The following is a 14,267-nucleotide window of genomic DNA, read 5'->3' on the forward strand; positions in this document are numbered from 1 at the left end:
AAAGTGAATTTAGAAGCATTATCCTTTGAATGCAGACAAAATGTCCTTGATATGATCATGGAAGGAAGAGCCGGTCATATCGGTGGAGACTTCAGTGTAATGGATATCCTCATTACTCTGTACTTTAAACAGATGAATATTAGTCCTGATAATCTTGACGATCCTGACAGGGATTTATTCGTTATGAGTAAAGGACATTCTGTAGAAGCATACTATGCTGTTCTTGCAGCAAAAGGCTTCCTAGATATCGAAGATGTAATTAAGAACTTCTCCAAATTTGGTTCTCCATACATCGGACATCCAAATAACAAACTTCCAGGAATCGAGATGAACTCCGGTTCTCTTGGACATGGACTTCCAGTTTGTGTTGGTATGGCACTTGCAAATAAGATGGATGGAAAGACAGGCCGTGTTTACACAGTTATGGGTGACGGCGAGCTGGCAGAAGGTTCTGTATGGGAAGGTGCTATGGCAGCCGGACATTACAAATTAGACAACCTTTGTGCAGTAGTTGACAGAAACCGTCTTCAGATTTCCGGTAACACAGAAGATGTTATGGCTGATGATGACTTAGATGCACGTTTCCGCGCATTTGGATGGAATTCCATTCATGCACAGGGTAACAACATCGAATCTTTAAATGAAGCATTTGAAGAAGCAAAGACCTGCAAAGGAAAACCAACGGTAATTATCGCAGATACAATTAAAGGTTACGGCGGTGGCGAGATCATGGAAAACAAAGCTGACTGGCACCACAAAGTACCTACACAGGAAATGTACGAGACAATTTCCGCTGAACTTTTAAAGAGGAGGGACGCAGCAAATGAATAAGATTGCAAACCGTCAGGTAATCTGTGAGACATTAATGGAACAGGTAAAAGAGGATAAGAGCATTGTTGCTTTATGTAGTGACTCTCGTGGTTCAGCATCCATGACACCATTTTTCAATGCTTATCCTGAAAATAGTGTAGAAATCGGTATTGCAGAGCAGAACTTAGTAAGTATTTCTGCTGGTATGGCAAAATGCGGCAAGAAGCCTTTCTGCTTCTCCCCGGCAAGTTTCATTTCTACAAGAAGTTACGAGCAGGCAAAAGTTGACGTTGCTTACTCTAACACAAACGTTAAGTTAGTTGGTATCAGTGGTGGTATCAGCTACGGTGAACTTGGAATGAGCCATCATTCCGCACAGGACATTGCAGCAATGAGCGCAATTCCTAACATGAGAGTGTATCTGCCAAGTGACAGATTTCAGACAAAACACCTCATCGAAGCGTTATTAAAAGATGAAAAACCAGCTTACATCCGTACAGGACGTAACCCGGTAGAAGATATTTACTCTGAAGACAACTGCCCATTTGAGATGGACAAAGCTACTGTGATTAAAGAAGGTACAGACGTTGTATTAATTGGCTGCGGCGAGATGGTAAGACCTTGCGTAGAAGCAGCGGAAATCCTTGAGAAAGAGGGAATCAGCGCAACAGTTCTTGATATGTACTGCGTAAAACCTTTAGATACAGAAGCAATCATCAAGGCAGCTACAAACGCCAAAGCAGTTGTAACAGCAGAAGAACATGCTCCATTTGGCGGACTTGGCTCCATGGTAGCACAGGTTGTTGGCGCAAACTGCCCTAAGAAAGTAGTTAACGTAGCACTGCCAGATGCACCAGTAATCACTGGTAATTCCAAAGCAGTATTTGATTACTACGGAATGAACGGCGAAGGCATTGCAGCAAAAGCAAAAGAGGCTTTAGCATAATTATGAAGAAATACGTATTGGGTATTGATCAGAGTACGCAGGGAACAAAAGGTATCATTTTTGACGGTTCAGGTAAGATTATTGCCCGAACCGACCTTGCACATGATCAGATTATCAACGAAAAGGGCTGGGTAGAACATAACCCGGATCAGATTATGAAAAATGTTATCCAGGTCGTAAAGAATGTTGTGGAGAAGGCGGGCATTGATAAAGAAGAGATTCTTACCCTGGGTATCAGTAATCAGCGTGAGACCGCAGTATGCTGGAACAAAAATACTGGCAGACCGGTTTACAACGCAATTGTATGGCAGTGTGCCCGTGGTGAAGCAATCTGTAACAAGATTGCAGAGGACGGTTACGCACAGATGGTACAGGAACATTCCGGAATTCCGCTGTCTCCATATTATTCTGCAGCAAAGATCGCATGGGTACTTCAGAACGTACCAGAAGCAAAAGAGGCAGCAGATAAGGGAGAACTTGCAGTAGGAACGATGGACAGTTACCTCGTATACCAGCTTACAAAAGACCATGCGTTTAAAACAGACTATTCAAACGCCTCCCGGACACAGATGTTTAATGTGTCTGCCCTTGACTGGGATGAAGAATTAATTTCCTTATTTGGAATTAAAAAAGAAATGTTAGCAGAAATCTGTGATTCCAATGCCTTATATGGCTATACAGATTTTGATGGATATCTTGAGGAAGCCATTCCGATTCATGGTGTGATGGGAGATTCCCACGGAGCCTTATATGGACAGGGATGTGTGAATCCAGGAATGATTAAAGCAACTTATGGAACAGGTTCTTCTATTATGATGAACGTTGGTGAGAAGCCTATTTTCAGTGACAAGGGAGTTGTTACTTCCCTTGCATGGTCTCTTTCCGGTAAAGTGAATTATGTTCTTGAAGGAAATATTAATTACACCGGAGCAGTTATCACATGGCTGCAAAAAGACCTCGGACTGATTGCCTCCGCAAAGGAAACAGAAGAACTGGCTAAGAGTGCCAATCCGGGAGATACTACCTATCTTGTACCAGCATTTACAGGTCTCGGCGCCCCTTACTGGGACAGTAAAGCGAAAGCTGTTGTCAGCGGAATCACCCGCACAACAGGTAAGGCAGAGCTGGTAAGAGCAGCACTTGACTGTATCGTTTATCAGATCAGCGATGTAGTTAATGCAATGGCAGAAGATTCTGGCATCAAGGTTGATGAGCTTCGCGTAGATGGCGGCCCAACTAAGAATGGTTATCTTATGCAGTTCCAGAGTGATATTTTAGATATTCCGGTACAGGTACCAGATGCAGAGGAATTATCTGCTATGGGCCCGGCATATGCCGCTGGAATCGCTATGGGAATTTACGAACAGACTGCATTATTTGAAAGTCTTAACCGCACCAGATTTACCCCTGAGATGGATGCGGAGACAAGATGCACAAAATATACAGGCTGGAAAGAGAGTGTTGGACTCGTATTAACAAAATAGTATAGGGGAATTCCCAATACTATGTTAAATTCATAGCAAAGTAAACAAAAAAATACAAGACTTTTTAATAAAATAGTATTGATTTCACAAAGAAATTGGAGTACACTTGTATTATCGCAAAACATCCTTGAGATTTGCGCAGAAGGGCTAACAGCTTCTGTGTTATCTAGCATATATTTTTCAAAATGAGGAGGAAATGAAAAATGAGAATGTTTAAGAAAGTTTTAGCTGGCTTCGTTGCAGCAGCAATGGTAGCTACAATGGCTGGATGTGGAAGCAGCAATAGTAGTACAAAAGATAGTGGATCAGATAAGGCAGCAGCAGAGGCTACAACAGAAGCAGCAGCTCCTGCAAAAGTTCTTAACACTAACGCAGCTAACAAGCTGATCTACTGTATCACACCATCTACTTCTAATCCTTACTTCGGTACTGTTCAGACAGCATGTAAAGAAGAAGGCGAGAAGTTAGGATACAAAGTTAAATGTGTATCTCATGATGATGATGCTACAAAACAGTCCGAATTATTCGATACAGCTATTTCCGAAGGCGCATCCGCAATCGTTTGTGATAACGCCGGAGCAGATGCTTCTATCGAAGCAGTTCAGAAAGCTTATGATGCTGGAATCCCTACATTCATGGTTGACCGTGAGATCAACAAAGAAGGTCTTTGCGTATCTCAGATCGTAGCTAACAATGACCAGGGTGCTCAGGCAGCAGCAGAAGCATTAGTAGAAGCTACAGGCGGAAAAGGTGACTACGCAGAATTATTAGGACTTGAGTCCGATACAAACTGCCAGGTTCGTTCTAACGCTTTCCACAGAGTTCTTGACCAGACAGACATGAAGATGGTTGCTCAGCAGTCCGCTAACTGGGATCAGACAGAAGGCCAGTCCAAAGCTGAAACAATCTTACAGCAGTATCCAGACATTACAGCGATCGTTTGTGGTAATGATACTATGGCTTGTGGTGCAGCAGCAGCAGTTGCAGCAGCAAACCTTGACCATGACGTATATATCATCGGTGTTGACGGATCTAACGATATGAGAGATAACATCAAAGATGGTAAAGCACTTGCAACAGCTCTTCAGCAGATTGATAAGATCACAAGAAATGCAGTTACTCAGGCTAACGATTACCTGACAAACGGAACTACAGGTCTTGAAGAGAAGCAGTTAGTTGACTGTGTTGTAATTACAAAGGATAACGCTGACAAGTTAGATAACTTTGTTTTCGCAGAATAAGAGAAGTTCGTAGTATAAATTTAATTGAATCTGTTAGGTCTGAAGGGGGTTAGGCTCTCTTCAGTGTGTGGAGGGGTGCCAATAAGTTATTCGGCACCCTTCTCACATGTAGGGACAGCAGGGAATAGAGAAAGGAAGAAAACCATGGCAAAACGTTTGATAAGTACTGTTTTAACAGTAGTAATGGCAGCCGTTTTATTAACAGGCTGTGTGAAGGTAGTAAAGATTGGTCATGAGGGAGATCTTACAGGGCAGAAAGAGTTCAATCCTGGTGACAGTGTAGAAGCAATCTGGGATTCAGAAGTAATTCCAGAATGTGAGAAAAAAGCAGTAGATGTATCTGACATTTTAGCAAAGTATGATGGCAAGCTCACAGAAATGGGCGAAGAATTTGATGGCTTAAAGACAAAAGCAGCTTCTTATTATAACTATGCAGTAAAATTAGAAGGTGCAAAGATTACAAAAGTAGATAAAGATTCTTTCTACGGAACAGTAACATTAGAAGTTCCTGGCTACACAGGAAAGACAGTAGTTACCTGTCAGATTGGTAAATATAAGAATTCATCTATTCGTGATGATATGAGTTTCATTAACTTCTCTGATTTTACAAACCAGACAGAATGGGGTCAGGTAAATACAAGTATGCTTGAAAAAGTTGAAGAAGCAGTTGTAAAACCTGTATACGATGACCTTGCAGAAGGAGCAACAGTAAACCTTGTTGGATGTTTCACTGCTGATTCCAATGATGCAATCGTAATTACTCCGGTTGTTCTTGAAGTAAAATAACAGACAGAACACAGTAAGAATCAGTTAGAGGAGGATGAATTGGATGGCTGAGAATAAAGATAAAGATATCGTAATGAAATGCCGGCACATGGAAAAGGTTTATCCTGGTACAAAGGCTCTTGACGATGTTGACTTTAACATTTACCGTGGAAAAGTTAACGTATTAATCGGAGAAAATGGTGCAGGCAAGTCCACATTAATGAAGCAGATTGCCGGAATCGAGCAGCCTTCTTCAGGAAAGATGTATCTTGACGGCGAAGAAGTAAGCTTCAAAAATACAACAGAGGCGAGAGCAAAGGGAGTAGGTATCATTCATCAGGAACTTTCCCTTTTTCCCAACTTAAACGTATACCAGAACATTTTTATGAACAACGAACAGAAAAAAGGTGTCGTTGTAAATAATGAAATACATAAACAGAAGACCAAAGAGGTTCTTGAAAGACTGGAGTATCCGATTGATCCGGAGGCGAAAGTCGGAGACCTTCGTGTAGGTCAGCAGCAGATGATCGAGATTGCCCGTAACTTAATTCAGGATGACTTAAAGATTCTCATCATGGATGAGCCTACATCTTCCTTAAGTCAGTCAGAGGTACAGGTACTTTTCAAGATCATGCGTGAGTTAAATGCCCAGGGCATTTCCATCGTATATATTTCCCATCGTCTTGAAGAGATTATGGAGATTGGTGACCATGTTACTATTCTTCGAGATGGTAAATATGTAGATGATGCAGCAGTTAAAGATATTGACGTTCCTTGGATCGTACAGAAGATGACAGGTAGTAACAAATCCTACCCTAAGAAAGAAAGAGATATTGACTGGGAGAAACAGGATACTGTTCTTGAAGTTAAAGACCTCTGTCTTCCAAAGAAAGGTGGCGGATGGCTGCTTGATCATGTAAGCTTTAAGTTAAAACGAGGAGAGATTCTCGGAATTTACGGCTTAATGGGAGCCGGACGTACAGAAGTATTTGAATGTCTGATGGGACTTCATCCAGAACACACTGGAGAGGTTTATGTTGACGGCAAGAAAATTAAGATTAAGAACATTGCAGAGCAGATCAAGAATGGTTTTGCCTTAGTTCCTGAAGACCGCCAGGCAGAAGGTCTTGTACAGACACTGGATATCGAAAAGAATATTTCCCTTTCCAGCTTAAAGACCTGCTGTAATAAGTTCGTTTTATCCAAACAAAAGGAAGACGAATATGTAGATGCACAGATTAAAGATATTCATATTAAAGTAGCAGATAAACATCTTCCGATTTTATCCCTTTCCGGTGGTAACCAGCAGAAATGTGTAATCGGTAAAGGTGTGTTGACAGATCCTAAGATTCTTCTTATGGATGAGCCGAGCCGTGGTATTGATATCGGTGCCAAGACAGAGGTATTTGATATTATCAACCAGTATGCAGACCGTGGACTTTCCATTATCTGTGTAAGTTCAGAGCTTAAGGAGATGCTGGCAATCGCCAACCGAGTTGTCGTTTTATCAAACGGTATTAAGACCGCAGAATTTACAGATGACGAGATCACAGAGGATAATCTGGTATTAGCATCCTACAAAGGTCATCACTAAAACTAATAATGTATTTTGGAATTTTTCTATGCCAGCTTAACAGAAGCCGGAAAAGTCTTCCGAAGTACATAACAAGGAAAAGGAGAAATCAAAATGAATAAGAAAAAAGATAATTCGAATCTTATGATGACACTTTTAAAGGGAAGAACATTATTCGTACTCATAATTTTATTTATATTCTTCTCTATTAAAGCCGATTCTTTCTGCACAGTTAACTCATTACTTTTAGTATGTAAGCACGTTGCACAGTATGGTATTCTTGGTATTGGTATGACCTACGTTATCATTACCGGCGGTATCGACCTTTCCGTTGGTTCCGTAGTAGGTTTAGTCGGAATGATCGCCGGTGGTCTTATCCAGGAAGGTCTTACTTTAAAATTTGCCGGAGTTACACTTTACTTCAGCGTTCCAGCTATCACAGTAATCTGTATCATTATCGGTATTATCATCGGTATTGTTAACGGTGCATTAATCGCAAAATGTAAATTAGCACCTTTTATCGTAACATTAGGTACAATGTACATCGGCCGTGGTCTTGCAAATATCCGTTCCGGCGGAAATACATTCTCAAGTATCAAAGGTCAGGAAGCACTCGGAAACGTAGGTATCATGCAGTTTGATAGCCGTGTATTCGCAGTTGGCGGATTTCCTGGTATTCCAATCGCAGCGATCCTCTTCCTTATCCTCGCAGTAATCGCAGCATTTGTACTTAAGAAAACTCCTTTTGGATGGCATATCCTTGCTATTGGTGGTAACGAAAAGGCAGCTCGTCTTTCCGGTATCAAAGTAGAGAAAAACATTATTCTTGTATACGCAATCTCCGGTGCATGTTCCGCATTGATCGGCCTTGTAACAATGGCACAGATTGCAGCTTCTCATCCAAATACAGGTGATACTTGGGAAATGAACGCCATTGCAGCCGTTGTACTCGGTGGTACATCTATGGCAGGTGGTGTTGGTACAATCGGTGGTACAGTAATCGGTGCATTCGTAATCGGTATCATCAATGATGGTATGACAATGTGTGGTGTATCCGAGTTCTGGCAGAAGGTAATCAAAGGTCTTGTAATCATTCTGGCTGTATTAATTGACCAGTTCCAGAGAAACTTACAGGCTAAGATGGCTCTTCAGGCAAGAAATGAGAATAAATAATTAATATTGTTGATAACTATTGCCATAGTTTTCATCCGGCAGACCAGTTGCCCGCTGGCCTGCCGGATTTTTGCTTTCAAATTATTTTCCTTTTAAATTAGGGGAAACAGTGTTATAATAATTTTTACTATATCTGTAATAATTTAAACTCAGAGAAATAGACAATGTATATTTCCTAATTGGGAGAAAGAAATGAAACGAGAAAAGAATATATCAAGAAGGGTCGCTCTGAATTTATGGTTGCCTATTATCGTGGTAGTCTTTATATTAGTAGCGGCCTTAGGTGTGATAGAAGTGAATCCCGGTCTTGGATATACAATCTTGGTAGGAGATGTTATTTATCTCATTGCGGCTGTTTTATGTTATGAATATACGGAGAAGATGATTAGCAAGGAATTTCTGGCGGCTGGTTTTGAGCAGAGTCAGATTCAGAAGCAGATTCTTAAAGAACTGCCAGTACCGTATGTAATGACGGACCAGGATGGTACGATTATCTGGCATAATGAACAGTTTTCAGAGATTGTAGGACAGAAGATCACAAAGAAAAGTATCACACAGATTTTTCCAGGACTTTATAAGAAGGTTTTCCCTCAGAATGGACAGATGAAGGAGTACTGTATCACACATGAGGAGCACAAGTATCATGTGGAATGTCGAAATATGGTATTTAAGAATTTGGAACAGACAGAGGGAGAGATACAGGAAGATAAAGAGACACAGGGAGATATTCTTCAGGTATTTTACTTTTTTGATGAGACGCAGCTTATTGGTTACAAAGAAGAGTCCAGGAAGAAGAGTCTGGTTGCTGGATTGATTTATATTGATAACTACGAAGAAGTTCTTGAAAACATGGAGGAAGTAAGACAGTCCCTTCTTCTTGCTTTAGTAGAGCGAAAGATCATGAAGTATATGCAGGGACTCGATGCGATCATTAAGGGATTTGAGAAGGACAAGTTTCTTTTTGTATTTGAAGAAGAAAAACTGGAACAGCTGATGGAATCTAAGTTTTCGATTCTTGATGAAGTCCGGCTTATCAATATCGGTAACGAGCTATCTATGACACTGAGTATTGGTGTTGGTGTGAATGGCGGAAGCTACACGGAGAATTATGAGAGTGCACGGGTAGCGATGGATCTCGCTCTTGGCCGCGGTGGTGATCAGGCTGTAGTAAGAGATGGAGATGCCATTTCCTATTATGGAGGTAAGACCCAGAAAGTCGAAAAGAGTACAAGAGTAAAAGCCAGAGTGAAGGCACATGCACTTCGGGAGATTATGCTGACACATGATAAGATTTTTGTTATGGGACATAAGAATCCAGATGCAGACTGTGTAGGCGCAGCGCTTGGTATATACCGCCTGTCGAAGGCACTAAACAAAAGCACATATATTGTTATGGACAAAGACTGTCCGGCAATTGAGCCAATCGTAGATGGCATTTACCGTGAGCGGGCAGATGAAGAGGAAGATATTTTTGTAACGAATGAGGAGGCAATGCTTCTTAAAGATAAGTCGGCAATGCTTATTGTTGTGGATGTGAATGTCCCGGCAATGACAGAATGTCCGGAATTATTGAAGTCCATCTCAACAATTGTTGTTCTTGACCATCACAGGCAGAGTAATGAGACGATTAAGAATGCGGTTGTTTCTTATGTAGAGCCGTATGCATCATCGACTTGTGAGATGGTAGCGGAGATTTTACAGTATATTGTAGATAAACCAAAGCTTAAGAATATTGAGGCTGATGCCATGTATTCAGGTATTTTGGTGGATACAGATAACTTTGTTATCAAAGCGGGTGTCAGAACATTTGAGGCGGCAGCCTACCTGCGGAGAGCAGGAGCAGATGTAACTCGTGTAAGAAAGATGTTCCGTGAAGATATGGAACATTGCCGTATACGAACAGCGATTATTAATAAAGCAGAAATTTACATGGATGAATTTGCTATTTCAACCTTTGATGGGGAAAATGTCTCCGGAGCGACTGTTGTCGGAGCCAAAGCGGCAAATGCATTGCTGAATATACAGGGAATCAGAGGAAGCTTTGTGCTGACTGCTTTGCAGGATTGTATATATGTCAGCGCGCGCTCTATTGATGAACTTAATGTACAGGTAATTATGGAGAAGTTTGGCGGTGGCGGACATCTGACGATGGCAGCAGCACAGCTAAAAGACGTATCCCTTTCTGATGCGGCAGAGATGTTAAAACATACATTGCGGAAAATGCATGAAGATGGGGATATATAGACGGTATTTATCTCCTTACAGCAAGAAGACTCCGACCTCTAAGGTGAGAGATGAATTGCGTCTGCTGCCTACTTGATATGATTATTTAGAATCAGAGGATGCTGGAGTATAGATTTTTAAAAATATATTTGCAGGAACACACTCTGAAGAGAATATCAGATATTAGTATGATAAAGATAGAGTAAAAATAGTGATTTAAAAAGATAGAGTTATATGAAAGAAGTTTTGTATGACCTATAAAAAAGAGTTAAAAACAGACTCGATATAGGAGGATTTAAAATGAAAGTTATTTTATTAGAAGACGTAAAGTCTCTCGGAAAAAAAGGTCAGTTAGTAGAAGTGAACGCAGGATACGCAAGAAACTTTATCCTTCCAAAGAAGCTTGGTATAGAAGCTACAAGTAAAAACATCAATGACTTAAAGCTTCAGAAAGCACACGAAGATAAAGTGGCAGCAGAACAGTTAGCCGCAGCCAAAGTTCTTGCAGAAGAACTCAAAAACAAGAGTGTAGAACTCAAAATGAAAGTCGGTGAAGGCGGACGTACATTTGGAGCAATCTCCACAAAAGAAATCGCAGCCGCAGCCAAAGAACAGCTCGGATACGAGCTCGACAAAAAGAAAATCTCCGTAGACGAACCAATCAAGAGCCTTGGCGTACACAATGTAAAGATTAAGTTACATCCTAAGGTAACTGCTGACTTAAAAGTAAAAGTAACTGAAAAGTAATATTAAAGTAGAAGACAGGCGAGAATTGAGATTATAATCTCAATTCTCGCTGTCATCCTCTCACGCTCTAGAAAGGATCATCAATGCCGACAGTAGACGAGAATTTTGTAAAAAGAATACAGCCTCACAGTGAGGAGGCGGAACGTTCAGTTTTAGGCTCTATGCTGATGGACAGAGACGCAATCGTTGAGGCAGAAGACATCCTCACTAAAGAGGACTTTTACCAGCGCCAGTACGGAATCGTATTTGAGGCTATGGTAGAACTTTACCGGGAGGGTAAAGCAGTTGACCTGATTACTCTTCAAAACAAATTAAAAGAAAAAGAAGTTCCAGAAGAACTAATGAGTCTTGACTTTTTCCGTGATTTAGTAGAAGTTGTACCAACGGCGGCCAATATCGGACAGTATGCAAAGATTGTTCACGATAAGGCAACACTCCGCGCTTTGATCAAAGTGACGGAGAACATTGGAAATGAATGTTATCTTGGCAAGGAAGACACAGAGACAATTCTTGAAAAGACAGAGAAAGACATTTTCGGGCTTCTTCAAAACAGAAACCGTATGTCCGACTTTGTTCCGATTCAGCAGATTGTTTTAAATTCTTTAAGTGCCATAGAAGAAGCATCAAAGACCAAGGGAAGAGTCACAGGAGTTGCTACCGGCTTTACCGAACTTGATTACAAGCTTACCGGACTGCATCCGGCAGAACTTATATTAGTAGCGGCCAGACCAGCGATGGGAAAGACAGCATTCGTCCTTAACATTGCACAGTATGCAGCATTTAAAGATAATCATGCCGTAGCGATGTTCAGTCTCGAGATGTCAAAGGAACAGCTCGTAACAAGACTTATGGCATCAGAATCTATGGTAGATTCCCAGCAGATGCGTACTGGTGATTTAAGAGATTCCGACTGGGAGAAGCTCTTAGAAGGAGCGGCCCTCATTGGTAACTCCAAGCTTATAATTGATGATACAGCAACGACTTTGGCAGAGATTCGTTCTAAATGCCGAAAGTACAAACAAACTTATGGAATTGAGCTTGTTGTAATCGATTACCTTCAGCTTATGAGTGGAAGTGAATCAAGACGAAACGAATCAAGACAGCAGGAAATTTCAGAAATTTCCCGAGCACTTAAAGTTTTAGCGAGAGAATTAGATGTTCCGATCATTGCACTCTCCCAGCTCTCCCGAGCGGTTGAGGCAAGACAGGACCACAAACCAATGCTTTCTGACCTTCGAGAATCAGGAGCAATCGAGCAGGATGCCGACGTTGTTATGTTCCTGTACAGAGATGAATATTATAATCCGGATTCAGAGAAAAAGAATCTGGCGGAAGTTATTGTAGCCAAACAAAGAAATGGTGCGACCGGAAGCGTCGAGCTGGTATGGCTCGGACAATACACGAAATTTGCAAACAAAGAGCGGGTTATGTAGAGTGGCTCGCTCTTTTCTTTTTTGTTTTACCGATATATGCTTTTGCTCAAATGAAATACAAATAATTTTGCCAGCATCTATTTTCATAAATAAAATCCGAATAATTTTGTCGTTATTTATCTTTATTTGAAAGAATTGAGAAGAATTTAGAATACGAATAGCGTTGAGACTGTTTTCTTAAAGTTGTTATAATAATACTGTAACCATCCGGACGCATTCACATAATGCTGTAACTATTTAGGCTCAATCGTATATCAATTGAGAATTTGTATGTTTCTGAATTGTTACATAATACTGTGTTTGAGTGTATTTTGCACGTAAATTCATCATGTGATTTACAATGAGATTCCGGTAAAATATTTGTGGAACAGGAGCGGATTATATTATGAAAGAAAACAAATATACCATCTCGGAAGCGGCCAGGCTTCTATCGGTGGAAAACCATGTTCTTCGTTACTGGGAAGAAGAACTCGAACTCAACATACCAAGAAATGAATTGGGACACCGCTATTACCGCGAAGAGGAAATACAGCTATTACACTGTATTAAAGAATTAAAGAATAAAGGATTTCAGCTAAAAGCAGTAAAAGAAGTACTGCCAGATTTAGAACAAAAAAAGCTGATTGATATACATAAACTACTGACAACACAGGAAGAACTTGAAAATCAGGAATTAGAAGAAGCACAAAAAGAAGCAGAGCAGCAAAGGGATTCTCAAACAGAACGGGAAATGCAGCGGGGAAAAGAGAGACAGAATGGAAAAGAAAATGAACAACAAAGAAATTCCAAAGTATATTTTTCCGAAGAAAATGACAGAGATACTTTTGAAAATAGTTCAGGCAACAACAAAAAAGGCAGGACAAACAATAGAAATTCTGACAGAAATCACAACAGTACCAACAGCAATGGAACTGTAAAAGAAGACCGAAACTGCAAAGTCGTAACCATCCACCAAAATGAAAAATCCGCCCTCGCTGAGCACGAAGAAAAAATGCAGCAATTTGAAGAAATCATGGGACGAATCGTAGGCAAAGCCCTCCGTGAACAGGCAGAAAACCTCGGAGATGCTATGGGAAACCATCTTTGCAATAAAATGCTCCGCGAAGTGGACGAGCTAATGGTAGAACAGGAACAGCGGGAAGAAGAACGCTACAAAAAACTCGATGAAGCCATACGAAGCACCCAAAAAGCAAGACAGGAAATCGCAGTTTCCAAAGATGGAATCTTCAAGAAAAAGAGTCGGTTCTTCCGAAAGAATAAACGGAAGGGTATTTGACAAACAGACGAAAACAGGAAAGGGATTTTACCGCATAAAAGAACTGTTTTGTTCCCTTGCGTTAAACGCTCTGTTCTGCCTGATAAAACAGCCTCGCTCAAAAACGAGCCCGCGAGGCTACAGTCAGAACGCCGCAACGCAAAAGTCACAAAATCAGTTCTTTTATGCGGTAAAATCCTTTTCCTGTTTTCTGTTCGTAGAAAACCCCTCCTAAATCCCCTGTTAATATTTGCCGAATATAAAAGAAAGACATAGAATAACGATGCCTTATTTTTATTGAGACAGCCGCGCAAAATAAAGAAACCTACATCAAGTCGGCTTAGAGCGGCGCCTGACCACAAAAAAAGAAGACACCGCAAACACGATGTCCTCTTATAATAGTTCGCCGTAAAATTAACGAATTATTCCTGGCTGATAGCACCTGCTGGGCAAGCACCTGCACAAGAACCGCAATCCATGCATGTATCAGCATCGATTTCGTATTTTCCATCACCTTCGCTGATTGCTCCTGCTGGGCATTCACCTTCACAAGTTCCACAACTAATACAATCGTCAGAAATTACATATGCCATTATAGTATCCTCCTTTAGATTAGA

12 protein-coding genes are annotated in these 14,267 nt (G+C 40.9%); 11 read left to right on the top strand and 1 reads right to left on the bottom strand.

Annotated features, from left to right (window positions below):
• Window positions 1-3: 3 nt before the first annotated feature.
• From EUBHAL_RS10790 to EUBHAL_RS14925, 11 genes are all read left to right on the top strand, one after another.
• Window positions 4-831, top strand: a complete 828-nt coding sequence (locus EUBHAL_RS10790; protein ID WP_005349311.1) for a transketolase — start codon at window positions 4-6, stop codon at window positions 829-831.
• The gene (locus tag EUBHAL_RS10795; protein ID WP_005349323.1) at window positions 824-1,756 is read left to right on the top strand and encodes a transketolase family protein; all 933 of its coding nucleotides are present in this window, start codon (window positions 824-826) and stop codon (window positions 1,754-1,756) included. Before EUBHAL_RS10790 ends, EUBHAL_RS10795 begins: the two co-directional genes overlap by 8 nt.
• Before the next feature lie 2 nt (window positions 1,757-1,758).
• Window positions 1,759-3,240 carry a glycerol kinase GlpK gene (gene glpK, locus EUBHAL_RS10800; protein WP_005349326.1) on the top strand — a complete coding sequence of 494 codons (1,482 nt, stop codon included), beginning with the start codon at window positions 1,759-1,761 and terminating at the stop codon, window positions 3,238-3,240.
• A gap of 203 nt (window positions 3,241-3,443) precedes the next feature.
• Window positions 3,444-4,481, top strand: a complete 1,038-nt coding sequence (locus EUBHAL_RS10805; protein WP_005349328.1) for a D-ribose ABC transporter substrate-binding protein — start codon at window positions 3,444-3,446, stop codon at window positions 4,479-4,481.
• Between the two features lie 144 nt (window positions 4,482-4,625).
• Complete coding sequence (locus EUBHAL_RS10810) at window positions 4,626-5,267, top strand: DUF2291 domain-containing protein (protein WP_022170040.1); 642 nt, start codon at window positions 4,626-4,628, stop codon at window positions 5,265-5,267.
• A gap of 43 nt (window positions 5,268-5,310) precedes the next feature.
• Entirely contained in the window at window positions 5,311-6,840 is a 1,530-nt protein-coding gene (locus EUBHAL_RS10815) for a sugar ABC transporter ATP-binding protein (RefSeq protein ID WP_022170041.1), read from the top strand.
• A 93-nt stretch (window positions 6,841-6,933) separates the two neighbouring features.
• Entirely contained in the window at window positions 6,934-7,992 is a 1,059-nt protein-coding gene (locus EUBHAL_RS10820; protein WP_005349334.1) for an ABC transporter permease, read from the top strand.
• Between the two features lie 192 nt (window positions 7,993-8,184).
• Window positions 8,185-10,236, top strand: a complete 2,052-nt coding sequence (locus EUBHAL_RS10825; RefSeq protein WP_005349336.1) for a DHH family phosphoesterase — start codon at window positions 8,185-8,187, stop codon at window positions 10,234-10,236.
• Window positions 10,237-10,515: 279 nt separating this feature from the next.
• On the top strand, window positions 10,516-10,962 hold the full coding sequence (rplI, locus tag EUBHAL_RS10830) for a 50S ribosomal protein L9 (RefSeq protein WP_005349339.1): 447 nt from the start codon (window positions 10,516-10,518) through the stop codon (window positions 10,960-10,962).
• 83 nt (window positions 10,963-11,045) lie between these two features.
• Window positions 11,046-12,395: a replicative DNA helicase gene (gene dnaB, locus EUBHAL_RS10835; RefSeq protein WP_005349341.1), complete on the top strand. Its 1,350-nt coding sequence runs from the start codon at window positions 11,046-11,048 to the stop codon at window positions 12,393-12,395.
• Window positions 12,396-12,780: 385 nt separating this feature from the next.
• Window positions 12,781-13,671 (top strand): helix-turn-helix domain-containing protein, encoded by an 891-nt coding sequence (locus EUBHAL_RS14925; protein WP_005349344.1) that lies wholly within the window; start codon window positions 12,781-12,783, stop codon window positions 13,669-13,671.
• Between the two features lie 401 nt (window positions 13,672-14,072).
• Here EUBHAL_RS14925 and EUBHAL_RS10845 read toward each other — a convergent pair whose 3' ends face one another.
• Window positions 14,073-14,243, bottom strand: a complete 171-nt coding sequence (locus EUBHAL_RS10845; protein ID WP_005349347.1) for a DUF362 domain-containing protein — start codon at window positions 14,241-14,243, stop codon at window positions 14,073-14,075.
• Window positions 14,244-14,267: the final 24 nt, after the last annotated feature.

The sequence above is a fragment of the Anaerobutyricum hallii DSM 3353 genome (assembly GCF_000173975.1).
Classification (GTDB): domain Bacteria; phylum Bacillota; class Clostridia; order Lachnospirales; family Lachnospiraceae; genus Anaerobutyricum; species Anaerobutyricum hallii.

Excerpts from the sequence above, each read along its gene's own strand:
- EUBHAL_RS10795 (WP_005349323.1), top strand. The coding sequence starts at position 824 with ATGAATAAGATTGCAAACCGTCAGGTAATCTGTGAGACATTAATGGAA.
- glpK (WP_005349326.1), top strand. The coding sequence starts at position 1,759 with ATGAAGAAATACGTATTGGGTATTGATCAGAGTACGCAGGGAACAAAA.
- EUBHAL_RS10805 (WP_005349328.1), top strand. The coding sequence starts at position 3,444 with ATGAGAATGTTTAAGAAAGTTTTAGCTGGCTTCGTTGCAGCAGCAATG.
- EUBHAL_RS10810 (WP_022170040.1), top strand. The coding sequence starts at position 4,626 with ATGGCAAAACGTTTGATAAGTACTGTTTTAACAGTAGTAATGGCAGCC.
- EUBHAL_RS10815 (WP_022170041.1), top strand. The coding sequence starts at position 5,311 with ATGGCTGAGAATAAAGATAAAGATATCGTAATGAAATGCCGGCACATG.
- EUBHAL_RS10820 (WP_005349334.1), top strand. The coding sequence starts at position 6,934 with ATGAATAAGAAAAAAGATAATTCGAATCTTATGATGACACTTTTAAAG.
- EUBHAL_RS10825 (WP_005349336.1), top strand. The coding sequence starts at position 8,185 with ATGAAACGAGAAAAGAATATATCAAGAAGGGTCGCTCTGAATTTATGG.
- rplI (WP_005349339.1), top strand. The coding sequence starts at position 10,516 with ATGAAAGTTATTTTATTAGAAGACGTAAAGTCTCTCGGAAAAAAAGGT.
- dnaB (WP_005349341.1), top strand. The coding sequence starts at position 11,046 with ATGCCGACAGTAGACGAGAATTTTGTAAAAAGAATACAGCCTCACAGT.
- EUBHAL_RS14925 (WP_005349344.1), top strand. The coding sequence starts at position 12,781 with ATGAAAGAAAACAAATATACCATCTCGGAAGCGGCCAGGCTTCTATCG.
- EUBHAL_RS10845 (WP_005349347.1), bottom strand. The coding sequence starts at position 14,243 with ATGGCATATGTAATTTCTGACGATTGTATTAGTTGTGGAACTTGTGAA.